General features: G+C 39.8%; 30 protein-coding genes. 22 read left to right on the top strand and 8 right to left on the bottom strand.

Features of this window, described 5'->3' with window-relative positions; genetic code table 11:
- Positions 1-320 precede the first annotated feature (320 nt).
- From G7B18_RS01280 to G7B18_RS01255, 6 genes are all read left to right on the top strand, one after another.
- Positions 321-605 carry a hypothetical protein gene (locus G7B18_RS01280; protein WP_164112042.1) on the top strand — a complete coding sequence of 95 codons (285 nt, stop codon included), beginning with the start codon at positions 321-323 and terminating at the stop codon, positions 603-605.
- A gap of 626 nt (positions 606-1,231) precedes the next feature.
- A complete protein-coding gene (locus G7B18_RS01275; RefSeq protein WP_164121926.1) occupies positions 1,232-1,519 on the top strand; it encodes a hypothetical protein in 288 nt (95 codons plus the stop codon).
- 51 nt (positions 1,520-1,570) lie between these two features.
- Positions 1,571-2,227: an erythromycin esterase family protein gene (locus tag G7B18_RS01270; RefSeq protein ID WP_164112040.1), complete on the top strand. Its 657-nt coding sequence runs from the start codon at positions 1,571-1,573 to the stop codon at positions 2,225-2,227.
- The gene (locus tag G7B18_RS19345; RefSeq protein ID WP_164121925.1) at positions 2,145-2,381 is read left to right on the top strand and encodes a type IX secretion system membrane protein PorP/SprF; all 237 of its coding nucleotides are present in this window, start codon (positions 2,145-2,147) and stop codon (positions 2,379-2,381) included. The genes G7B18_RS01270 and G7B18_RS19345 overlap by 83 nt, the downstream gene beginning before the upstream one ends.
- A gap of 65 nt (positions 2,382-2,446) precedes the next feature.
- Positions 2,447-2,806, top strand: coding sequence for a hypothetical protein (locus tag G7B18_RS01260; protein WP_164121924.1), 360 nt, complete (start codon positions 2,447-2,449; stop codon positions 2,804-2,806).
- 4 nt (positions 2,807-2,810) lie between these two features.
- The gene (locus G7B18_RS01255; RefSeq protein WP_164112037.1) at positions 2,811-3,368 is read left to right on the top strand and encodes a hypothetical protein; all 558 of its coding nucleotides are present in this window, start codon (positions 2,811-2,813) and stop codon (positions 3,366-3,368) included.
- On the opposite strand, the gene G7B18_RS19340 is transcribed toward G7B18_RS01255, so the two are convergent.
- The 3 genes from G7B18_RS19340 to G7B18_RS01240 form a co-directional block, all read right to left on the bottom strand.
- Positions 3,346-3,567: a CbrC family protein gene (locus tag G7B18_RS19340; protein WP_164112059.1), complete on the bottom strand. Its 222-nt coding sequence runs from the start codon at positions 3,565-3,567 to the stop codon at positions 3,346-3,348. The two genes, G7B18_RS01255 and G7B18_RS19340, sit on opposite strands and share 23 nt — an antisense overlap.
- Positions 3,568-3,713: 146 nt before the next feature.
- A complete protein-coding gene (locus G7B18_RS01245; RefSeq protein ID WP_164121923.1) occupies positions 3,714-4,490 on the bottom strand; it encodes an agmatine deiminase family protein in 777 nt (258 codons plus the stop codon).
- Entirely contained in the window at positions 4,490-5,197 is a 708-nt protein-coding gene (locus G7B18_RS01240; protein ID WP_164112035.1) for a hypothetical protein, read from the bottom strand. The genes G7B18_RS01245 and G7B18_RS01240 overlap by 1 nt, the downstream gene beginning before the upstream one ends.
- 319 nt (positions 5,198-5,516) lie before the next feature.
- On the opposite strand from G7B18_RS01240, the gene G7B18_RS01235 reads away from it, so the two are divergent.
- On the top strand, positions 5,517-6,521 hold the full coding sequence (locus tag G7B18_RS01235) for a virulence RhuM family protein (protein ID WP_164112034.1): 1,005 nt from the start codon (positions 5,517-5,519) through the stop codon (positions 6,519-6,521).
- Here the strand turns inward: G7B18_RS01235 and G7B18_RS01230 are convergent.
- A complete protein-coding gene (locus G7B18_RS01230) occupies positions 6,490-6,792 on the bottom strand; it encodes a hypothetical protein (protein ID WP_164121922.1) in 303 nt (100 codons plus the stop codon). The two genes, G7B18_RS01235 and G7B18_RS01230, sit on opposite strands and share 32 nt — an antisense overlap.
- Positions 6,793-7,169: 377 nt before the next feature.
- Complete coding sequence (locus tag G7B18_RS01225; RefSeq protein WP_164121921.1) at positions 7,170-7,307, bottom strand: hypothetical protein; 138 nt, start codon at positions 7,305-7,307, stop codon at positions 7,170-7,172.
- Between the two features lie 353 nt (positions 7,308-7,660).
- Between G7B18_RS01225 and G7B18_RS01220 the strand changes: the two genes are divergently transcribed.
- The 11 genes from G7B18_RS01220 to G7B18_RS01170 all read left to right on the top strand — a co-directional run bounded on the left by G7B18_RS01220 (position 7,661) and on the right by G7B18_RS01170 (position 16,052).
- Positions 7,661-8,041 (top strand): nuclear transport factor 2 family protein, encoded by a 381-nt coding sequence (locus G7B18_RS01220; protein WP_164121920.1) that lies wholly within the window; start codon positions 7,661-7,663, stop codon positions 8,039-8,041.
- A gap of 36 nt (positions 8,042-8,077) precedes the next feature.
- A complete protein-coding gene (locus tag G7B18_RS01215; protein ID WP_164121919.1) occupies positions 8,078-8,539 on the top strand; it encodes a phage tail protein in 462 nt (153 codons plus the stop codon).
- Between the two features lie 10 nt (positions 8,540-8,549).
- On the top strand, positions 8,550-9,113 hold the full coding sequence (locus tag G7B18_RS01210; RefSeq protein WP_164121918.1) for a YdeI/OmpD-associated family protein: 564 nt from the start codon (positions 8,550-8,552) through the stop codon (positions 9,111-9,113).
- A 240-nt stretch (positions 9,114-9,353) separates the two neighbouring features.
- Positions 9,354-9,587 carry a DNA/RNA helicase domain-containing protein gene (locus G7B18_RS01205; protein ID WP_164122007.1) on the top strand — a complete coding sequence of 78 codons (234 nt, stop codon included), beginning with the start codon at positions 9,354-9,356 and terminating at the stop codon, positions 9,585-9,587.
- Positions 9,588-9,703: 116 nt separating this feature from the next.
- Positions 9,704-10,621, top strand: coding sequence for a hypothetical protein (locus tag G7B18_RS01200; protein ID WP_164121917.1), 918 nt, complete (start codon positions 9,704-9,706; stop codon positions 10,619-10,621).
- Between the two features lie 939 nt (positions 10,622-11,560).
- Positions 11,561-12,814 (top strand): thioredoxin family protein, encoded by a 1,254-nt coding sequence (locus G7B18_RS01195; RefSeq protein WP_164121916.1) that lies wholly within the window; start codon positions 11,561-11,563, stop codon positions 12,812-12,814.
- A 648-nt stretch (positions 12,815-13,462) separates the two neighbouring features.
- Positions 13,463-13,933, top strand: a complete 471-nt coding sequence (locus G7B18_RS01190) for a hypothetical protein (protein ID WP_164121915.1) — start codon at positions 13,463-13,465, stop codon at positions 13,931-13,933.
- A gap of 306 nt (positions 13,934-14,239) precedes the next feature.
- Positions 14,240-14,626: a hypothetical protein gene (locus tag G7B18_RS01185; protein WP_164121914.1), complete on the top strand. Its 387-nt coding sequence runs from the start codon at positions 14,240-14,242 to the stop codon at positions 14,624-14,626.
- A 39-nt stretch (positions 14,627-14,665) separates the two neighbouring features.
- The gene (locus tag G7B18_RS01180; RefSeq protein ID WP_164121913.1) at positions 14,666-15,466 is read left to right on the top strand and encodes an SOS response-associated peptidase; all 801 of its coding nucleotides are present in this window, start codon (positions 14,666-14,668) and stop codon (positions 15,464-15,466) included.
- A gap of 61 nt (positions 15,467-15,527) precedes the next feature.
- Positions 15,528-15,737 (top strand): DUF2683 family protein, encoded by a 210-nt coding sequence (locus G7B18_RS01175; protein WP_164112020.1) that lies wholly within the window; start codon positions 15,528-15,530, stop codon positions 15,735-15,737.
- A gap of 6 nt (positions 15,738-15,743) precedes the next feature.
- The gene (locus G7B18_RS01170; RefSeq protein WP_164121912.1) at positions 15,744-16,052 is read left to right on the top strand and encodes a type II toxin-antitoxin system RelE/ParE family toxin; all 309 of its coding nucleotides are present in this window, start codon (positions 15,744-15,746) and stop codon (positions 16,050-16,052) included.
- Between the two features lie 48 nt (positions 16,053-16,100).
- Here the strand turns inward: G7B18_RS01170 and G7B18_RS01165 are convergent, their stop codons facing one another.
- Positions 16,101-16,310 (bottom strand): hypothetical protein, encoded by a 210-nt coding sequence (locus G7B18_RS01165; protein ID WP_164121911.1) that lies wholly within the window; start codon positions 16,308-16,310, stop codon positions 16,101-16,103.
- A 74-nt stretch (positions 16,311-16,384) separates the two neighbouring features.
- Between G7B18_RS01165 and G7B18_RS01160 the strand changes: the two genes are divergently transcribed.
- The 3 genes from G7B18_RS01160 to G7B18_RS01150 all read left to right on the top strand — a co-directional run bounded on the left by G7B18_RS01160 (position 16,385) and on the right by G7B18_RS01150 (position 20,687).
- Complete coding sequence (locus G7B18_RS01160; protein WP_164121910.1) at positions 16,385-16,807, top strand: LexA family protein; 423 nt, start codon at positions 16,385-16,387, stop codon at positions 16,805-16,807.
- 2 nt (positions 16,808-16,809) lie between these two features.
- The gene (locus tag G7B18_RS01155; protein WP_164121909.1) at positions 16,810-18,066 is read left to right on the top strand and encodes a Y-family DNA polymerase; all 1,257 of its coding nucleotides are present in this window, start codon (positions 16,810-16,812) and stop codon (positions 18,064-18,066) included.
- Positions 18,067-18,266: 200 nt separating this feature from the next.
- The gene (locus G7B18_RS01150) at positions 18,267-20,687 is read left to right on the top strand and encodes a S8 family peptidase (RefSeq protein WP_164121908.1); all 2,421 of its coding nucleotides are present in this window, start codon (positions 18,267-18,269) and stop codon (positions 20,685-20,687) included.
- Positions 20,688-20,711: 24 nt separating this feature from the next.
- On the opposite strand, the gene G7B18_RS01145 is transcribed toward G7B18_RS01150, so the two are convergent.
- Together G7B18_RS01145 and G7B18_RS01140 are read right to left on the bottom strand one after the other, a co-directional pair.
- Entirely contained in the window at positions 20,712-21,737 is a 1,026-nt protein-coding gene (locus tag G7B18_RS01145; protein WP_164121907.1) for an AAA family ATPase, read from the bottom strand.
- A 162-nt stretch (positions 21,738-21,899) separates the two neighbouring features.
- Positions 21,900-23,081: a PD-(D/E)XK nuclease family protein gene (locus G7B18_RS01140; RefSeq protein WP_164121906.1), complete on the bottom strand. Its 1,182-nt coding sequence runs from the start codon at positions 23,079-23,081 to the stop codon at positions 21,900-21,902.
- 125 nt (positions 23,082-23,206) lie between these two features.
- Between G7B18_RS01140 and G7B18_RS18905 the strand changes: the two genes are divergently transcribed.
- Positions 23,207-23,443 carry a hypothetical protein gene (locus G7B18_RS18905; protein ID WP_205601688.1) on the top strand — a complete coding sequence of 79 codons (237 nt, stop codon included), beginning with the start codon at positions 23,207-23,209 and terminating at the stop codon, positions 23,441-23,443.
- Positions 23,444-23,452 lie beyond the last annotated feature (9 nt).

Raw genomic sequence — 23,452 nt, 5'->3', positions numbered from 1 at the left:
CCGAAAAAGACTGTCTGGGACAAGAAATGACTGTTCTGAATTTTATTTAGGACGGTAGTGTAACAAAATGATAATAATATGATAACATATCTTATTTGTTAATTTTTTGTTTTAGATATAGTTTTGAATGTCTTAATTTAATACATATGTATTGTGAGAAGAAATCTTAAGCTAAGCCTGAAAAGCCTAGAAAGAGAGTTGGAGTATGTTAAGTCTCCACATCACATCTTGGGAGGGAATGGAGGCGGGGGGGCGAGATAAAATTAGATGATAACGGTCGTACTTATTATACTGATAATACAGGACGCGTTCATTATTTGATGGATACACAATTATTGTTCGAAGGTATCATGGATTCAGGGACGAGTTTTTCTACATGGGCAGCGGCAGGATGGGATGCAGTTAAGGGAAATTTCAAGCTTCCTGCCACTTTAAGCTCACTTGGGCTTAATGCAATGGAAAAGGTTTTTAACGAATGGAGGGATAAATATTTTATGAAAGGAGGTTATGTCCGAGCTGGGGGATCATCCGATGAAGGTGACTCTGATACAACATACGATTGGGACAGTACTACAGATCCAGGAGAAGGGCTTCCTCCTAAGTAACATATTGTTAAATTATTCATAATAGAAACTACGACTGTGATGTATGAAAAATAGTAAAATTATATTCGAATCTTTAAAAGATAATCTAGGTTATGTGAGGTTAATCATGTATGTTGTTACGCTGGTATTCTTTTTCTGGATACCTATAACAACAGTTTTTGTCTTTGTAAAGTGCTTTATTATTGCTTTACTGCTCTTAATAATGATCTATCTATATAAAAAAACTAACTATTATAGTAGACACTATCGTATTCCGGATATGATATGTATTTTATGTTTATTAAACCAAGTTGGCTATGTTATTTGGGGGATCATTAATGAGTGATATCATGGAAAGTAATTCTATGAATAATAGGTGGGCTGTGAGAATATCGATACATTCCTGCATTTATAGATATGTTGAGATATAGGTAAAATGGTGAAGGAATGTCGATTTATCAATGATTCAGAAACTTTTATGTCCAGGATGTTTTCATTTTATGAAAATAGACATACCCATCATCGGTTTCAGCTCCGCATTGCCTTTTCGTCCGCTTGACGTTTCAGTTCTAATAGTTTCGGATATGTAAGGTAGTTTTTATAAAAATAATAGCTATCTTACCTGTAAATAAGTTAATTATAAACTTATGTCTAAATTTAAGATCGCACTCGTGCTAATTGGGCTAGGCCTAACTTCATGTAAAAAGAACGTCACTGCTAATGATGAACCAATAATCGAGGAGACAGTAACAATTAATGGGGAAATTTTTAATGTAGAAGATGTGAAAACTAAAATGAGTTTGATCTTTAACATAGACAAAGCAGAGTTTACTTTTGTAAGGGATAGCCTAGGCTTTAAGAGAAGGGGATATAATGATACTGATATATATAAAATTGAACCGATTATTGAAGAGATAAAAAAGTTGAAATTATGAGAAGTATTATATTAGGTATTATTGTACATAGCAACATACTTAAATAGCTTTATGAGAATAAGTTTAAAGATTACTAGTGCCATTATATTATTCTGTCTGTGCAGTTATTTGGGATTTGCACAAAGAAGCTTAAATCTGGATTTCGAGCTTAAAAATTATGCTACATCTTTGCCTAAGCGTTGGTATGCCGGTGGCGAGGGGTTCAAGGTTTATTTGGACAGTGTCGAAAAACACTCTGGCAAATGGAGTTTGGCTATGGAAAAGTTTGGCGATACAAATGGCAAGTTTGGTGTGTACACTGGTCGAATCCCTATCGAAGCATTTGTAGGTAAAAATATAGAATACAAGGGATGGATTAAGACCAAGCATGATGAGCTTGCTAAGCTTCAAAAGTACATATATCCTTTACGTACATACGAGCCAGATGAGGGAAGTACAAAAGATCTCAAGGTTCTTGATCGCCTCATAGGCAACAGTAAGGTCGTGGCTTTAGGTGAGGTCTCACACGGTTCGAGTGAGATTTTCAAGATGAAAAACCGTATTATCCAATATCTGGCTATGAATAAAGGATTCGACATATTTTCTATTGAAGCCAATATGCCCGAATCCTATAAGTTGAACAGATATGTCGCCCCGCTACGATCTGAGTGTATTGGCTTTTATGGGGCCAAAGATCGGGCTCGGTATGGGCGTGCAAAACCAAGGTGACCTGTCGGGGTTGATGCAGCTCAACTTTGGCAACTTCGGTGTAGGCTACAGCTACCAGTTTAGCACAAAAGGCCACACACTAAACCAGCGCATATCCACCAATACACACGAGTTTGGCCTGCGATACCGCATCGGAGGGATAGGGTTACTCTAAGAAACTTAGTAAGTTATGATGTCGGAAATGCCGACAGCAACCGTTCAAGAGATTCATTACAAGCGGTGAACCTAGCAGAAGTTTTAAAGACTGACCCTAAAGCTAAAATACTTGTTTACGCAGGCTATGATCATATACATGAAGGAACTCTAACTGACTGGAAAAAAATGGCGCAGTTCTTCAAAGAGTTTACAAACATTGACCCTTTAACTATATCACAAACCCGACATGTTGAACAATATTATGTTGAATTAGAAACTGATGAAGTTAGAACAGTTAACAGATTTGAGTCGTTCAGCAATCCACTCGTAGCTTTAAATAATGGTAAATTGTATAATACCTATTTCCTTCCTCTTCAAGGCTATTTAGTAATAGCACAACTGTGCTACAACTATTCTCTTTATCTGTCAATTTGCCTACATTAGCGACATGAAAAGATATGTCTATTTATTAGTTGCTATCCTGCTCTTTGCATCGTCTACGAAAGCGCAAATGGTCCTAACACCTGCTGGATTCAGAGATCCATCCGATACCACTAAAAGTTTTGTTGTATTTGATAATGCTGGGAAAGGCAAAAGACAATTATTTAATGAGGCGCTTTCAACAATAAATAAAAGTGTTCTTATCGATGCCAAGAAGAGAAATATTGACACAGTAGGAGGTACTTCTATTCATATCTATGGAGAAACCATGCCTATGAGGGTAAGTCCTGGCAGCTTCCTTTATTACTGGAAATATGCTGTTACATTTAGTTTTAAAGACGAAAAAGTAAAGTTTGAAGTAGACAAACTGATTTTTGAAGAAAAAGGCAGCAACGGTGAATCATTTAAAATACATAACCCGAAGAAAAGAACCTTAAAACACCAAGCCATCTTTGGTTATCAAGAAAAACTAGTTGACCCAGAGGCCAAAGAAAATATAGAGCTATTTGTCAACGACATTATAAACAAGACGCTTAAAGGAATCAAAGACTGGGATAGTTGGTAAAATCATGAGTCAACCATACTTCTTGCTGCCAAGAAGTATAACTTGGCGTTCTGTTTGTAATTTCAATTAAATGTTCTTTTTTTATACTTGGTTCAGGATCATTTGGGGCAGGCGAAACACCCTCAATTCCACAATAATCGTTAAAATCTCCATTGTATTTTTCGGACGCTTTCCCATTTGCTATACACCAAGGGCAAATGTATTATCTCCCATGCCTCAGGTTTAAAGGGTACTTTTAACTGTTTATTCTTAATGTCAAATTCATAGAGCTTGATCATAATTCGTGTCTATGCGTATATGATCGCCGAAGCTATCAATCCAGTAATGGCAGCCAACTGCGACACCTTACCAACTTATACAGTGCAATAAGCCGCCTTCCTTAGCCAGCTCATTACAATCGATAGGGGTAATAGAATGCGCAGGGTATAAAGATGACAGTCTCTTTAAAACCACTTCGTCTGTCTTCTCGCCGAATACCGGTACACAAATATGTGATTCATCTGCTACATAATTCATGTAGACTCCCTTGGCCGATTGGTAAGTCCTATTTTTATGCGCACTATAGGGCAGGAGCTCCACCTCAAAACCATAATGCATAAGCGTTTTTCTCAGCTGTTCATTGTATTCATCCTGACCATCATTCATCAATATGGTCTTATGATCCAAAATTACTAGTACACCATCCAGGTGGCCTGTAAAATCGTTCGGCTCTTCCGGTAATAAGATAACTTGATCCGTCTTGAACAATGATATCAGGATATCTCTGATTTGGATTTGTGAAAACTTAGCATTGTCTTTTAGCACCCTTTCAGATACAAAGTACAGCATATCCCTATATACTACCGATCCACCATCAAGGATAAGGGAAGAATATGTACATTCAAGCCCCATTTGACTACAGACGTCTTTATTGTCTGTAATCAAGGATCGATATTTGGGGTTTTGTAAATACTTTGGGAAATATTGAAATAGTATCCACTCATCCTGTCTATTCCTTATTGGCATAAAATCCCGTACCCAAATATCCTTTGTCTTCGGAATCGTTCCGATCTCGGTTACTTGTTTTAAGCAGCGACCGACCGAGGGATATCTATTTTCCAACAGCTCAGAAATATAAAGCATTATTTCAGTACCGAAGGAACATAGCCGAGTACAGATCGCACTAAATCCGTATCTATTTTCTCTCTTTTGTTCATCTCATCAATTACAATCTTCTCCCTATTGGCCAATGTGAAGTTTTTATCTTTATTGACAGCTTTTACAACGTCAATAGGATAAAAGCCGATATACCTTAAGGGCAGATTGTAAAAGTCATCTTCTTGTTTACTTAAGCCATGACGAGTCGTTTTGGTCGTGACAGCAAATGGCTCCAATGCTCTCTCATTGAACTCTGACCAGGAGAGCGTATTGATCGTGTCGAAGGATAAGTTAGAGATCAATTCCGTGGCTACCTTATGTGGGCCGGAGATAATCTTTTCCAGATTATAGTGCTCATTGATAGTTGAGTCCGTATCGGACGATCTTTCATCCCTAAGCTTGGCTATACCACGTAATAGTACACCTACGTATAGATCATCATTTCCCAGAGTGATATCAATACCCGATGCATGCGCGTAAAGTTTTCCAGTCTGCAGCTGTAAGTCATGGCCGTAGATATACGGATCATTAAACAAATCATTGTTTTTGGTCTTAATATAAAACTCGATTTCCGTTAGTCGGTAAATAGATTTACCAATTTGCAATACTTGGTTCAGCAACTGCTTAGCTGTGTCGTCAACGTCCTTAAGTATCTGTTCTCTAGTCGTAGCCTTTATGGTTTCTAATTTCATTTTATTATTTATAATAAATATAATAATGTATTAATAATCAGCTTGTTGTGTTTTTTTGTAAAGATAGTTTTTCATTTCAAAAATTCAAAGAAGAGATTTGATTAGTATAATCAGCAATGCGCAGCTACGGTAAACAGATTGTCGCTACACCATAGCGACAATGGAGTTAGATATTTACACCAAATACGCCTTGCTTATCCTTGTAAAATTAGCTATTTTGCATACTTAAAACCGTATTAACACCATACGTTAGTTTTGATGACGCATACTTTTCATAATAAGTGACAGACTGTTGCACGATATTTTAAACTTTTAGACCATGGAACAGCAGAGCGATATAATCATCTATCAGAGCGATGACGGCAGCACCCGCATTGAGACCCGTTTGGAGAATGAGACCGTCTGGTTGACACAGGCACAGTTATGTGAACTTTTTCAAAAGTCAAAGTCAACTGTTAGCGAACATATTAAACATATTTTTAAAGAGGGCGAATTGGACGAAATTTCAGTTGTTCGGAAATACCGAACAACTGCGGCTGACGGGAAAAACTATGAAACGACTTATTACAATCTCGACGTCATTATCTCCGTAGGCTACCGTGTCAAGAGTCATCAGGGTACCAAGTTTCGCCAATGGGCAACAGCACGTCTGCGTGAGTACATTGTCAAGGGCTTTACTATGAACGATGAGCTGCTCAAGCAATCCGGAGGAGGCAACTACTTTGATGAATTGTTGGCTCGTATCCGTGATATACGCTCCTCAGAAAAGGTCTTCTGGCGCAAAGTATTGGATATATATGCCACCAGTATTGACTACGATCCCAAGACAGAGGTATCACAACTGTTTTTCAAGACTGTGCAGAATAAGATGCACTTTGCTGCGCATGGAAATACAGCGGCAGAGGTTATTTATAAGCGTATCGATGCTGACAAGCCAAATCTGGGGTTAACGAACTTCAAAGGCGAGCAGCCAAGTAAGTTGGAGACGCAAGTAGCGAAGAACTACCTGACGGAAGAAGAACTCGATATTCTCAATCGTACCGTCACTGCTTACCTGGAATTGGCCGAGTTGCAGGCACTCAATCGCAAGCCCATGTATATGCAAGACTGGGTAACACGCCTAGATGATTTTCTGCGTATGGTAGGCAATGACGTATTGCAAGATGCGGGTACCGTCAGTCATGATCAAGCGCTAAAAAAGGCAGAGCTAGAATATGCTAAGTACAAGGAGAAAACCCAAAATGAACTGTCCAAAGTCGAGAAAGATTTTGTTGCTTTTATTGACACCACAGTCAAAAGTTTAGAGCGTAAAAAAAGGAAATGATAACGTCCAATTTGTAGTACTCGACTTGATAAACTTTTGCACATTTGGCAACTGTCGCAAATTTTGCGACAGTTGAATTCTCTTCCAATTCCTCTTCGTTGAATACATTATTGATATGCTTACCTATAGTCTTGACATCACGGTCAAACAACAAAGCCATTTGATGACGGTTTAGCCAGACCGTATCGCCTTGAAGTGTTACGTGGACCTCAATTTCAGCATCAGAAGATTTGTATATTTCTATTTCATTTAGTTTATCATATTCCATCATAATAAATATTTCAAAAGGTTAATAATTAAGTTCAAATATTTAGCTTATTTGCCTTGATCTCCACTTTCACTTTTCTATCAAAGACGGAGCTATTAATAATCTATTGTCATAATTAAGGAATGAAATAGGGAAAGGATTAGGGACAGAAATAAGAGTAACCTTGCCATCAAGCGAACAAGTCTCCCAGCAAGTAACCATCCCCGTACAAACCTACCAGTAGCAAACAGCAGTACTATTTAACAGACAAAGGAAAACAGTTTATACACTCCTTATAGTAGTAGGAGAATGTATACCGGTTCTCAATTGTGAGAAACGGAAGAAAGAAAATCCAAAAGAGACAGCTGAATTGATTAAGACCATTATCAAGACACCTTAGACTAATGACCCATGGTATGAAGGGCTGCTATATATACTGCACCGATCAGGAGACCGGAGAATACTTTAAGCGTAGTACGCCCCGTCCATTCACCAATTGATTCTTTTTTAGTAGAACCAATAGCGCTACGGTTTCCCATACAAAGGTTATTTAATATTTGTACGGTCTTCCTAAAATTGTCTATAACAGTTGCGTCAGCGAAAGCTAATATACAAAATCTAGTGCCAATCCGCCTTTATAAAGCACCCACAAACGTAGCATCCAACTGCAAAAATGAAACCTTGACCGCATAGTTTTATATTTCAAGTTTCTATTTCGCAAAAAACCAATTATATTGACTTTTTTCTTAAATTTAACTCATAGGAATTTGTTTTTGGTTCACCTCAGAGCTGAATTTAAGCTTTCAGCCCTAAAGTCCCCGTCTTCAGCAATATTCAAACTGTTAGCGGTCATTGTGACGAAATAACTGTCAAAAACTAAACTTATGATAACATGAACGAAGGAAGACAAAAAATAATTCAGAACTATATTGACGGTTACAATGAATTCGATATCGAAAAAATGATCTGTGATTTTGACGACAATATCATTTTTAAAAATGTTCAGAATGGCAAAGTGAATATGGTATTGAATGGAATAAATGAGTTTAAGCAACAGGCCGAACAAGCGAAATCATTTTTCGATAATAGACGACAACAAATCACTTTCTTAAAACACAACAATGGCACCACGGAAATAGAAGTAGATTATTCTGCGACTTTAGCAATGGACTTTCCAAATGGATTGAAAAAAGGCGATAAATTAGAGCTAAAAGGAAAATCTGTTTTTGTGTTCTTTGGCGACAAGATTATTCAACTAACTGATGAATATTGAGTGGAGCTATTCAGTATTAATGTATAAAATATAACTATGAGCTATTTAGTAGATTTTAAAAATGTTAACGAGAAAGGATTAGAAACATCGCCATTTGCAGCTGCACTTGCTGGTTTGCGAGCCAATGAAGCCCGATATTTTCAAAACAAATACAAAGCAGAATTTGTAACAACTCCAGTTTCAGATAGCAAAGAAACTTTGGATTGGGTCACAAATATTCTAAAGGAAGAACGCAATATTGTCATTGCATCAAAACCATTAGAAACCGCGTCACTACTTGTAGAAGGAATTAAATGGGTATTTGTTTTTTATGAAAGCGGTCTTTCCATTAATGTACTATATACCTTGGACAACCCAAAGAAAAGAGCCGTAGGTTTCAAACTTTCTGAAGGTATGGAAGTGCCGGAAGAACTGAACAAATTTAAATTCGCCCGGCAGAAATCAAAATTGGCTGGAACAATAAGAGGTTCATTTTTTGTGATTAAAAAAGAATATTAAAGGCATTTCGATGGCAGAAGCAATGATCAAATCTTTTAAATCCCAAGAAGCCTGGCGAAATTGGTTAGATAAAAATCAAGATAATCAGGAAGGCATCTGGCTACAAGTATTCAAAGTTAACTCCGGAATTGAATCCATAAAAATCACAGAAGCTTTGGACGAAGCTCTTTGCTTTGGTTGGATTGATGGACAGCGGAAAAGCTATGATGAACAATCGTACCTGCAGAAATACACACCAAGACGAGCACAGAGAATTTGGTCCAAACGCAATATTGGTATAGTCGAAAAACTCATTGCAGACGGAAAGATGATGCCAAGAGGGTATGTAGAGATTGAAAAGGCTAAAACTGATGGTCGATGGGCAAGAGCTTACGACTCACATACTACCATGCAGGATGCCGAAGACTTGTTGCAAGAATTAGCAAAGGATAAAGAAGCAGAAACATTTTATCAATCCCTTAGCAAGACCAATAAATTTGCTATCAATTTTAGATTACAAACCGCTAAGAAGCCTGAGACAAGAGCCAAAAGACTGAGGGAAATTTTGACAAACCTTCAATTGAAAAGAATGTGACAGAATGTTAAGCCAGAAGCCTTTAAAAAAGCATTTCTCACAATTTTAGACAATCATTTATTAGTTCATCAAACGAACAAGTTACCCAGCAAGTTCAAGAATTGTTGTCGAATAGGAGTGGATTACATTCAAGACAAGAACTACAAGTCTTACCCAGACAAACCTACCAGTAGCAAACAGCAGTACTATTTAACAGACAAAGGAAAACAGTTTATACACTCCTTATAGTAGCAGGAATGTATATCGGTTCTCAGTTGTAAGAAACGGCAGAAAGAAAATCCAAAAGAGAAAGCTGAATTGATTAAGACCATCATCAAGAACACCTATCGTATATTAATGACCTATGGTATGAAGGGCTGCTATATATACTGCGCCGATCAGGAGACTGGAGAATACTTTAAGAGTAGGGTGGGGGGGCTATTTAGTGACGCTATGCGTGCTTCTTTGCAAAGAGGGCTTAACAACTGTTATTAGGCATTTCAAAATATCCCCACTAATAAGTGCATATCGGTATAGGTTTGAATTGTTCGTGAAAGTTCCTTTACATGTTTGATTTCTTATATTTGTTGCTAAACAACAAATATGAGATTATGAAGAAGTTATTAGTTTTATTCGTAGCCGTAGCAGCATTGCATGGGTGTTCTAAAGGTAGTGATTCAGAACCCGAGAACAACATTGACAAAGGTTTGATTTTGGGAGAAATTTCTACTGATAGGCCAATTATTGGTACAAATCAAATTGTTAAATTAAAAACTACTAAGCCTAAAAACTCAGGAGAAACCACTCAATATAAATGGGTAGTTACTTCTCCTGATGGTAAAAGAACAGAAGTAGTTAATCATAATGATAATCTCGAATACTTTACCTCTGATAAAGTTGGAACTTATAATGTGGAGCTTTTTGCAGAGTCTTTGGGAAAGGAAGGGGCATCAAAGTTTAAATTCGAGAGTCGAAAAAATGATTTCATTCAAGCTATTTTCGGTAACTCTAGTGAGGTTATCGAGTCCTCATGCTTAGAAGTCGGAAAACAAAAAATTAACGCACTGGTCGGGTATTACTGGCCATTTGATAAAGATCGTCCAGCTACAGATATCAAATTTGACGAAGGAAGGTTTAGAGAGGTATATCTTTTCAATGACAATAAGTTTATTGGTGGAACTAAAGAAATATATGCTATCCCATTCGATACAAAATCAGACGGCAAAGGCGGTATTATAAGCAATAGCTATATCAACTACTTATCAATAGCTATTGATATGGGTAAGGAGGTTTTTGGAAATGAGGGCAAGACAGAGTTAATATGGAAGGTAGATATGCCCCAGTTTGAGAAAGACAGATATTTAAATGGAGCCAATGATTATAACAGCGCCCTTGGTTGGGCAATGCATGAAGGCGCACTAGGAGGTGTCGTTACAACATGGGAGAGCTCTGATAAAATTGGGAAATCACAGTTAGTAAGGAACTCAACAAACAACTTTAATATAAAGTTTATCGTGGTTAAAAAATAAACTTGGGAGTGCAACTCAAACTGTGCCATTCGATAATTAACTAACCGAGTGCCAGCAAAGAGGAGCCTGACTCTGTTAATCTAAGGTGAGTGGCAATGATGTTTCTATCTTATTGTTTTATAGCTATATAAGGCTTATCTTTAAGACACATAATATAATGGGTCCGCGCCAGCGGGGATTTAATTGGTTAAACATAGCCCTTGCATCCGCAGGGGCTATGTTGTGTAACGTCTATTTCTTTATCAGTGTGTAATCTTTAGAGAGGAGGGGGGCTGTTTGGAAAACGGTACCAGCGAGCTTCTTTGAGCACGTCAAACATTGAAACGCTTCAATTGGGCGAGTGCATTTTAATAACCTTGTTTTTCCACGGCCTTTCATTTATCTGTACTGGCTACAACTATTCTCTTTATCTGTCAATTTGCCAATATTAGCGGCATGAAAAAATATGTCTATTTATTGACCCAGAGGCGAAAGAAAATATAGAGTTATTTGTCAACGACATTATAAATACGACGCTTAAAGGAATTAAAGACTGGGATAGTTGGTAAAATCATAGCTATAGCTTTCTGGAAACACAAAGTTAATTTGTATCCTGTTGTATTATAGTGATATAAGTGTTATATTTATATATTCATAATTTAAGATTTCCGCGCCAGCGGTTTATACTTGGTTAGAGATAGCCCTTGCAGTCTGCGAGGGCTATCTTGTATAATGTTTATTTCTCACTTGAAACCTCCACTGTCATGTGAATCATTGTGAATATACTGCTCCAGGGTTGATTATAAGAATTGTATAGACACGAGCTACAAGCTCACGCCAGCTAAGGGGGCTTCAAACATTGAAGTGCCAACATAGGAGATAATTGAGGAGAGTATATTTTTTATTTATGGAATACGCTTGAAGTAAGCATCATTAAGATAACCACAATGATAAACAATTATGAGAAAAACGTTAGTAATACTTTTGATCTTCCCTTTTTTTGCCGTTGGACAACAAAAAGGGATTAATTTTGAGACCAGTAGCAGTTGGGAGCAAGTAAAAGCTAAAGCAAGCAGGGATGGTAAACACATTTTTGTAGATTGCTTTACTACTTGGTGTGGTCCTTGTATTTGGATGACCGAGAATGTCTTTCCCAAGGAAGAAGTCGGTACATTTTTCAACGCCAATTTTGTAAACCTAAAGCTACAAATGGACAAAACGGATAAAGATTCCGAAGAAGTAAGATCCTGGTACGACGAGGCCATTCGATTTGCCAAGGATTACGAAGTGCGGGTTTATCCTACATTCTTGATTTTTTCGCCGGATGGAGAGCTTGTACATCGGATGATAGGCGGAGCTGAAGCCGAAGCTTTCATTGCGAGAGTCAAAGAAGGGTTGAACCCCCAGACGCAGTACTTTACGCTAGTTAAGAGATTTGAAGATAGCCCCAATGACCCGATTATCGCCAAGAAGATGATCGTTGCAGCACAGTCCGCTCACGATGAGGTGATTGCCAGTAAGGCTACTGAGGCTTATCTATCCAGCGTTGGCGTGGAGGGATTGTTGATAGGCGATAATCTCGATCTGATTTTAAGAGGAACTACATCAAGCACAAGTACTTCATTTCTCATCATTAAAGATAACAAAGTACAGGTGGACCAGCTCCTCGAAGAGAAAGACAAACCTTTTAATAGCAATTATATTCTCTCATCTATATTGACATCTGAGCTTGTAATACCCCAATTGAAAGCTAGTGAGGCTAATGCCATAGATTTTGATAAGCTTCAAGCCGAGATTGAAAAGAAACATCCTTACGTGGACATGACTTCATCTATCGCTAGAGCAAAAGCACAGTATTTCAGAGGTAAGAAAAATTGGGTAGAATTCACCAATGCTGTTGATCAATTTGTCAGAGCTGGGGGTAAGCATCTTTCCCCCCAAGAACTAAACTCATTTGCTCTATCGATTTTTGAAAACTCTAATGATTCGGCCTGTATCAGATCAGCGCTAGTCTGGAGTGAAAAAACGTTAGAATCAGGCGATAATCCAGGTTTTTTGAGCACATATGCGAATCTGCTGTACAAAACTGGTGACAAAGCAAATGCTATTAAATGGCAAGAAAAAGCAGTCGCCATAGCTTCAGTAGGCGAGAAAGAAAATTTTAAGAATACTTTGGATAAGATGAAATCGGGAAAAATTATACTCGAAAAATAGGTTAAACTGCGAGCGCTAATAGTGAAAAAATTAGACTGAGTGTACTTTTCATTTTTATGGTTTGTTTGTTCTAATATAGGAAAACGTGGAAGAAAATAGAAATCTATCAGCATCTCTTTGAAATTCTAAATCTTCTAGTATAATAGATGGCAGAATGATAAACTATAAAAAATGTAGCAACCGACTACAAGTTCCTGTGATCTGGGGCAGTGGGATAAAAAGAGGGATTTGTTTTCGATATTTTGTATCCTGTTGTATTATAGTGGTATAAATGTTATATTTATGTATTCATAAAAAAAGCTCCGCGCCAGCGGTTTATAATTGGTTTTAAAAAAAGGCAGCCCTTGCGTCCTAGCGAGGGCTATTTTGTGTTGAGCGTATTTTATTCATATTAGCCATGTTCTCTGGCTATTGGAAATTGCATCTTTCCAAAGAGATGCAAGCGAATATGTTACACCACCAAAAGTTCTAGGTAAATCTACCTAACATAAATTCCTATCATCTTTAGATAGCTTCAAAGCAAATGCTGAACAAACCTGTTTGATTCGCGTAATTTGGAATCCCCAAGCAGCAAATTTATTTTTAAAGATATTAGTTCTTTAGCGATAGCATAACTGCTACACCAACTATTTTCCGTATCTTCAATCTATGTACATTCCCTTCGAGCAGGTCACCGTCAAGCTATTCCACGAGCTCGTAGCACGTGGGTACAAGCACTATGTGCTACAGCGTTTCAGTTGGCCATCCGTGGCCAAGGGGACAGGTTTCCTGCTGTCGGCTTACGAGAATTTGGAGGATGCCGATAGACATGCCGCACAGCTCGATGCCAAGGAGGGCAAGGCCTTGCATTTGCCTGACGGAGCAGTCAAGATTGCCGACATGCTCGAGGTTAATTCCGGCTATCGGTTATTTCTCAATAAGTTCAAGGACGAAAACTGGAATACACGCATGCTCAAGTGGTACGAAAAGAATATCATCAACTACCTGCGGATTAAAACCCGCTTCCGTAGCAAAGATCCCATCGATATCCTTTTCACACTCGAATCGGGGAGGGTATGGGCGACCATCAGCTCTGGCGACAAAAAACTAAAAGTCCCCGCCATCGATCTTATCCAATAACTATCTCCAGGGCAAACAACAGCATTCTCTGCTATTCGAATATACTATCCTGATGTTGAGATAAAACTAATTATTCATGCTATAAATAATAATAGAGCCCCATACATTTTAAAGTATGTAGAACATATTATTAATTAAAATGTTTAAATTTATACTGCTTATAATTATAAACATATGAAATATCCATGTAGCAGAACTGCACAGACACGAATGACCGCGGAGCAGCATGCACACCAACAGTAATAAAATCGTGCATAATATAGTTTGGATATTCCATATGGCCATTTAAAAACAAATTATATACATATGAAAGTTCTAATTAATTTCGTCTCTGTTCTTATTTTGATTTTCAACTCTTCATTTACCTCGTTGAATGATAAAGAGAAACTGATCTTGGGCTCCTGGGAGTCAAATGAGGGTACTTTCAAAAGTATTGACTTTATGAAGTATGATATGGCAAGGGTTGTATCTATCTCAAATGGTAAACCTACTGCTATGGACTTTCATTATAAGATTACTTCTTTTGATGAAGAAAATGATTATTTGACTATTCAATTTCTAAATAAAGATCTCTTTAAAGAAGAGTACAGATTTGTATCATCTATTATTGTAGTGCTAAAAGACAAAAATAGAATTACCCTCCTTTCAAACTCTGGCAAAGCTGTTCAAATGTCCAGAAAAGAAAATAGGTGATTAAGTAAATAATCGAAAGGCTAAAAAAACACCGACAACATGTGCTGGGACATATCACTCCATACCGACATCGAGCTCGTCAAGCGATCCTATCCACAGATCCGCGATGAGCGCAAGAAGATCGATTACGACTACAGCTATTTCGAAAATGTACAGGCCATCACCTTTCCCCGATATCCCATTATCTACAAAGATAAAGAGGGGACAGGTCTAGCCCTCGCCGAGATGGAGTGGGGCGTACTGCCCACCTATATCCAAGACCCCAAGTTGCAGACCGACCGCCGGCGCAATATGATCAATATACGCAGCGAGCGTATCCTCGACGACAAGAAGTCCTACTGGTACCGCCTGCGGAAGCAGCGCTGCCTTATCCCCGTATCCGGCACCTACGAACACCGGGCTATACAAGGCTGGAAAAAGAAAGTACCCTATTACATAGGCGAGCAGGGGCGTGATCTCTTTTATATCCCTGGGCTGTACCAATGGCACGAGGTCGTAGACGAAGACGGTGTTATCGAAAAGGTAGGCAGCTTCGGTATGCTGACACGCGCTGCCAACGATGTTATGGCCCATATCCATAATGACGGGCCCAACAAGCACCGCATGCCCCTATTCCTACCCGAAGATCTAGAAGAGCACTGGCTCGAAGATATCGAAGACGACGACATGCAACCCATTTTCCATTACGAGATACCCACTGCACAGCTCCTGTACCACCCCGTTTATACATTGCGGGGCTATCCCGTGCGGCCTGACGGCAAGCACCGTTACGAAGCCTACGACTGGCCAGGACTACCCGTATTAGGCAATGATATCCCCGATGACAAGAGCCTGTTTTAAAAGAGGTACATATTACCAGAAAAAAAAAGCGTATATTAGTACTAAGTAAGTATAAAGAAAGATGACAACGTTAACCATTCATATAGAAAACAAAAAATCTGAGAAAGCAATAAAGGCAGTCTTAGACGCCCTGGGCGTGGTATATGAAGAGCAAGGCAATAGCGAAGAATATCCACAGCACGTCGTGGATGGCGTAAACATGGCCAAGGAAGAGATGCAGGCAGGCAAAGTAAAAGCGTACAATGGCCTTCAAGCTATACTCGGCAAATAGGTGCCTGTGTCGTTAACAATCCAATATACCGATACCTTCGAATACACACTCAAAGTCCTTGTTGATTTTCTAGACGAGCATTGGGGTCCGAAAGTTTCCAATCGATTCCTTCTTGAAGCCGAAGATGTCATAAAATCCATAGCAGCATTCCCTACAATGTACAAAGTATCCTCTTTTGATGCTAGCGTTAGGGTAGCTCCAATAAAAAAGTTAAGTTCATTATTCTATGCAGTATCCGATTCAAATATTACGCTCCTTTATATAGTCGATTCAAGACAAGAGCCATTTTGGATCAATCACCACAGTCATACATAGCGGTAGGCAGTACAGGCAGTACAGGCAGTACAGGCAGTACAGGCAGTACTACATCACGATAATCAACCGATACACCAAAAACTCACTATCCCAGTTATCGATAGCATCGCTGATGGATAGCAATTCATCCTCAGCCAGCGGCGTATCAGACACTCTATTCGGTACTTTTCGCAAAGGCACAAAAGCTTTCTTTCCAAATGAGCGAAGCAGATATCGGTATCCCTTGTCCTCCAGGTATTTCAGTGTGTTCAGGTCCATACTATTCGATTTAGTCCTGTAACAAATCAAACTTTCATTTGTTTTTATGCTAATAATATTAGTAAAATTGCATTATGAACATCTCGATATACCAAGTAGCACCCAGCAGCGATAGGCTGATCCCCTATATCGCCAGCGGCATCAGCGCAGGCTTTCCCAGCCCCGCGCTCGATTACGAAGACCTACGTATCGATCTGAACAAGGAGCTGATCAAACATCCGCTGTCCACCTTCTTTGGCCGTGTGCGTGGCAATTCCATGCGCGACGCCGGTATCGACGATGGCGACATCATGGTCATCGACAAGAGCCTACGCCCCAGCGATGGCATGATTGCCGTCTGCTACCTCGATGGCGAGTTTACGGCCAAGCGCATCCGCATACAGCAGGGGCAGGTACAGCTCGTACCCGCCAATCCCGATTACCCCGTTATCAGCATTACCGCCGACAATGACTTTGTCGTCTGGGGCATCGTCACGTACATCATCAAGCCCGTATAGCTATGTACGCCCTCATCGACTGCAATAACTTTTACGCCTCCTGCGAGCGCGTCTTCCGGCCCGACCTCAATGGCAAGCCGATTGTCGTACTCAGCAATAATGATGGTTGTGTCATCGCCCGGAGCAATGAAGCCAAGGCCTGTGGCATTCCCATGGGCGCACCCGCCTTTCAGTACCAGGAGCTCTTCAAGCAGCACGGCATACAGGTCTTCTCGGCCAATTTCCCACTGTATGGCGATATGAGCCAGCGCGTCATGAGCATTCTGGGGCAGTACTGCATCGAGCAGGAGATCTACAGCATAGACGAGTGCTTTATGAAGCTCGATGGTTATGACTATATCGACCACAAAAGTCACGGCGAGCAGATGCGCGAAGAGGTGTACCGCTGCACCGGTATCCCCATCTCGGTAGGTATAGCCCCCACCAAGGCACTGGCCAAGGTAGCCAACCGTATCGCCAAGAAATACCCCAAGGAGTCCAAGGGATGTCATGTTATGCGCACACAACAGCAGATCGACAAAGCACTGAGATGGCTCGATGTCGAGGATGTATGGGGCATAGGGCGCAAGCATGCCGTTAGGCTGTTCAAGCTCGGTATAGATACCGCCTACGACTTCGTACATATGGACCCCAAGTGGGTACAGAAGCATATGTCCATCGTAGGGCTGCGGTTGCAGCGCGATCTATCGGGCGTACCCACCTTAGATCTGGAAGAGACCGCTGCCAAACAGAATATCGCCACCACCCGTAGTTTCGATAATAATCTGAGTGCGTACGAGCCCATCCGCGAGCGTGTAGTCACCTTTGCCGCCTCCTGCTCGGAGAAGCTGCGCAAGCAGCATAGCCGTTGCAGCTCCATAACCGTATTTCTCCAGACCAATAGACACCGCCAAGACCAGCAGCAGTACAATCCCAGCATCACGGTCGACCTGCCCTTTGCGAGCAATTCTGCCATCGATCTAGGGCGCTATGCTACTATAGCGCTAAAGAAGATCTATCGAGAAGGCTATGGGTATAAAAAGGCAGGCGTTATTGTACAGGACTTTAGTCCTGCCGATATCGAGCAGACCACCTTATTCAGCCAGCGGGATACACGGCACGACGCACTGATGCAAGCTTTTGACAAGATCAATCGGCAGTACGGGCAGAATAGCGTACGGCTGGGAGCACAGGGCCAGCGCATGTGGCGCATGAAGCAGGAGCGGCTGTCACCTCGGTATTCGACCGATATCAGTGATATTATTGTAGTGAGACTGTGATTGTATAATCTGGTTTCTCCGCCAAATGCCCCATCCATTCACCAATTGATTCTTTTTTAGTAGAACCAATAGCGCTACGGTTTTCCGTACAAAAGTTATCTATCAGTCTTGTATTTTTATACAATATAATTTGTTTAACTGTTCGTTTTCAGCTATATTGGAGAATAACCGATTAATAAACTATAAGCTTTTCAAAAATTATGAGGAAACCACATGTCCTGCTCAACACCCGCATCCAAAAGAATGATTCGGTAAAAATGAAATACAACTACGGCTTCGGTGATGACAAGAAAGACAACGGAGAAAATGAAAAACCTGATGATTATGTGCGGATAGGCCAAAACTTACAAAGATCCTATACAAAGTTCAATGATGATAGATCTGCACGGATCTTGCGCAGAAATCCGGCCTTAGCCCTACCTCTACATGTAGATTTCGTACGTATCAACTTTTGGGGGCAGTTTGCCGTACATGATTACTTTGGTCGGTGGTATCAAGAATTTGGACTGGAGGCAGTTGAAGTTACTAATTTCGGAACTTCTGTGTTGTTTGCTGTGACGGATAATAATATCGACAAGTTCAATGCATTTTTAACAGCGGTCGATTCTGCAATCCGTAATGGGCAAGATCATCAAGGTAGACAATACCCCAAACTCATACACTATATACAAGATTTTGAACTGCTCACTTCAGAAGACATCATAAAAACAGATGCTACAGCAGACGTCTTTATTTTAAAGATAGGAGACCTTATGGTCCACAATCGTGAACTAGAGACTTTAATACAAAGTTTAGAAGACTATCTTAACACGCAGGGGGTTGCGTATATCATAAATAAAGAAATCGGTATTATCGAGATATACAATACCGAAGCGTTCGACTTAGAAGAGATCGTCGATAACTTCGATATCTTTTTACAGGTTACCTCAGGGAGAGCCACAATAATCCGCCCTAATGCGTTCAATGCACCAGATAGAGATTACGGATTCGAAATCGCTGCCGGGGACAATCTTCCTTTAGTAGGAGTCATAGATTCGGGTATAGACGATCGTACTCCCTTAGCACCATTGATTGTGGTAGACGAAGAGCTAAATCTGACGACTACATCAGTTCGAGAAGACAACGTAGATGACGGTCGAGGCCATGGTACGGCCGTAGCAGCTCTAGTAGCTTTAGGCGCAGAAGCGGTCAGTAGCGAATATAGAGGTATCCTTGCTCCACATTGTCTATTGCTCCCTATCAAGATTATTGATAACGATAACGCTGCAATATCGATCAGCCGTACCTTAGAGTTATTGACTATAGCCAAGCAAAAACATCCCCAGATTAAGATATTTACGCTAACCATTAACTTCCATCAAAGTAAGAAGTTTAACGAACACTATTCAAGCTACGCATTCGCTCTGGACAAATTTTCCTTTGAGTACGACTGTTTAATCTTTATATCAACAGGTAATAATTCGGATGCCATCTTTCGGACGAATGAAGCTTATGATACAGCGTATTTCGCTCAAGAGGAGTCCAACCTTTGCAGCCCAGCAGAATCGCTTAACAATGTGACGGTAGGAGCTTGTTCCGATTCTTTAGGTACAGGCGAACATGTAGGTATATCCAATGGGTCCGAGTACCCCGCGCTTTATAGTCGAACGGGGCATTACCATCATGAATTGCTAAAAAGCAAAGCCAAAGTCAACAAGACTTTGTTCAAGCCAGACCTCATTATGGCCGGAGGGGACTATTGCTATGAGAGAGATAGGCTTACCGATATAGGCGAGGGAAGCATGCTCTTACTCTCGGCTGATCCTACTGAAAGCTTCTATCGCATGTTAGGTACTAGCTTTGCAACACCGTTAACCGCCAACGTAGCTGTACAGATCCAAAAGCACTATCCCAACCTTACAGCCTCCTCAATTAAAGCACTCATGCTCAACCATTGTTCAGACAAAAAGATCGATGATTTGATCGTGAACAAAAGCATGTTAGTGGGCCACGGGTGTCTACATTCAGAACGAGCCATATATTCCGATAGCGATATTATCAATTTTATCGTAGAGGATACTATAGACAATGGGGATCTGAAGGTGATACCTTTGAACTTTCCTAAATATTTAGTGAAAGACGATTTAAAGAAAAGAAATCGGATTTTAAGAGTTACAGCCACTATTTCCTACCAGTTCCTTCCTGTCAGAGAGAGCCAACTAGGCTATTGTCCCGTTTTGATAGCGTTTGGCTTCTTTAAAAATCATGAAGGAGCAGGTATTGTGATCAAAGAAAAAGATAATAAATCCAAACTGAAATCAGGACCACTATGGAGTCAGAATAGTCGTTTCAAACAAAAGCCCAATCCCTTTTCCAATACTCAGAAATTAAGTTTTGTTGTCAATGTCGATGAATTGTTAAATGAAAGTGGAGTATTTAAAATAGGAGTTCATTGTTTTACCCATCCGCAATTAAGACCAGGAGAGGATACAGCTTATCAAAAAGATAATAGATTTTCTATTGCTATAGCTATTGAAGAGACATTGAGAAAGCCAACAGGCAAACTATATGATGAGATGTCGGCGATAAATGAAATAGAGAATATCCTATCAGCAGACCAAGATCTCGAGGCCGAAGCATAAAGCGCTTTCAAAAAAAGCCTTGGCTTATTCAACGGCCAAGGCTTCTTTTTCCTGTATCAGCAGATCATACCAGATCTGCGTATCTATCGTAGGCTTTATAGTCTTCTTATCCTTCATTGCGAAGAGGCTCCTCTTTATCGCATTGATCAGCGTCTTCTGTATACTGTAGTAGGAGAGACCCTGCGCTATTTCGATAAGCTTTTCAAGAGATACCTTACGGTCAAATCCAAACTGCCCCTCTTTCAGTACCAGTCTGATCAGTTCGTGTATCTGCTTTTGATCCGGTAGCTCCAAGGAGATCGCCAGATCAAACCGACGCAACAGCGCCTCATCCAGCATATCCTTTTGGTTGGTCGCACATACTACCATACTGCTTTGTGGCAAGTAGTCGAAGAGCTGCAATATGGTATTCACCACACGCTTCATCTCGCCATGATCCTGGCTATAGTCGCGTACCTTACCCAATGAGTCAAACTCATCTATGAAGATGATACAATCCTCCTGTGCCGCCTTACGGAATATCTTCGCCAGGTTCTTGCTTGTCTCACCCAGTTTGGACGATACAATAGCACCTAGATTGACCACGATCATCATCTTTTGCAGTTCACCTGCTATCACATATGAGGCTAAGGTCTTGCCACAGCCCGATGGTCCATATAGCAGTAGCTTGTTCGATATCGGCAATTGATACTTAGATAGCAGTTCGCTGTTGCGGTGTTCTTCTAGAAAGTTGACCAGTTTATCCTTAGCAGATGGCGTACATACCAGATTATCCAGATTATAGTCCGATGTCAGCTTTTCTAGGATAAGCTCATCTGTCTCCCTGTCCTGTATCTGCTGGTAGTGCGATGGTGATCCCACCTTTTGCAGCGGGCTATGTTGCTGCTTGCGGATGCTATCCTTCAATAACGACTGCAGCTGTAAGGCAAAGTTTACCTTTTTACTATTCTTATTGTGCTCGATAAATTCGTTCAACGTAGACAATAGCTTTTCCTGGTCGTTTTCCAACCCAAAGCGTGCGATGTCTTTTATATAATCCTGTTGTCCCATTTTATCGATTGCTATCAATTCGCGACTGCAAAGATACGAAATAGTTCAGTTGTACTAAACTCATTTAAGTTTACTTAATAAATATAAACAAATTGGAATCAATATACAATAGTACGGTATAATAATTTCAATTTGCCTAATTCTCCGTCGCCTTCCGGTATATTAACACCTTTTGTCTATTACAGGTTTAAAATCTTTTTTTAGTTTATTGTAATTTTCTAAAGTAAAGCTTACTATTTCCGAAATGACTTTTTCCCTATGCTCAATGTCAATCATAAGGAAAGTATTTTCTTTGCTAAATTCATTTAATTTCACATCCACACCTTTGATGTTATCCCATTGTGAAGTACTCATATTACCTAAAGTAAGGCCTTTGGAATCACTTACGATCTGCATCGAGTTACCGTTCAGAACAAAACTAAGGATTAGCATATGCGTAGATTTTCCTTTACTATGTGCTACTTTGGTGATACTTTCCGGATCTGGTCTATATCCTACATTACAGTTTTCCAGTTGCTCCAAAGCATAGGCCAATTCGTTAAAAAAGTCATCTATCGTATGCCATTTCACATGGTTGAATATCGGAGCCATATCTCTTGTGAAAAACTTGTCACTATTTTCTAGTTGCCAAGCAATATCAATCTTATCCGAAATTATAGCCTTATTCTTTAAAACCTGAGGAACCTCGCTCGTCAGTTTTATCACCAGTTGTCGATATTGTCGGATGTCAGCACTTAATTTAGGAGAGGTACTACCAATCATTGCAGCACACTGCTCCAACCATTTACTGATATCATCTATATAAGAGATCTTTTTTGGTTTCATTGGGAGCATTCCGGTACTCTTATCTGTAGGAGAATGACCAGCTAGCGTCAAGTACGCTACTTGAATAACATTTAGTTTGAGGCCAGTCTCTTTATCATTCTTGTTAATGCCTGTAGCTACCGTATTATAATATCTTTCCAGTTGCCCTTTATAACCCTTTTTTAAAATTGACTGCTTTACAAGATCTTCTTCATCCTCGTTATGATTACTGTCACCGGCATAAATCTTGTTTTCGACGATGATAGCATCACTATCATTATGGATTAATATATCGATATACTCAAACTCTTTTCTTACCTCATAGTTGGTATAGTCAAATTCTATATTCAAGACCTGCTCCAAAAATAGTTTGAAAAACATGTCACCTACATTGTGAGACTCCTTCGGGTCTAGCAAAAACGCAAGAAATCTAGAATGTAGACGTGTTTCATCATCTTCTCTATGCAGAACAGAAAAAATATTGTACTCCTTCGTTTGCTTTATCAGTTGTTGTTCAAAATAGGATTTTAGATCATTCATCGGCTATAAATTATAATGTTTATTTGATTGGGAGCAAAGATAGTATAGTTATTCGTACTAACGCCAATCATCAGTATTGTATTTTTATACAATATTATTTGATTCATTGTTAGATTACAGGTATCTTGGAGGAGACTTCAATACACATGACACCGGGACAGACAGAACTATTTGTTATTAACCAGGATTCTTTGGAGCAGGAGTTCCAAGAGCAGCTTGCTGACATAGACAATCACCATATCTTGTTCTTCAGTCCGTTGGGGCAGGGAAGACCACATTCCTTGATGAATTATTTACGAGTGTGTGCATTCGCTATTATGATTTTTTTGAAAAGAAATAATCGTACATTTTATAATAAATAACTAAATCCA

Source organism: Sphingobacterium sp. xlx-130, assembly GCF_011007405.1.
In the GTDB taxonomy this organism is placed as follows: domain Bacteria; phylum Bacteroidota; class Bacteroidia; order Sphingobacteriales; family Sphingobacteriaceae; genus Sphingobacterium; species Sphingobacterium luzhongxinii.
The sequence above is the reverse complement of the archived record's forward strand: the minus strand, read 5'-3'. Positions and strand labels throughout refer to the sequence as shown.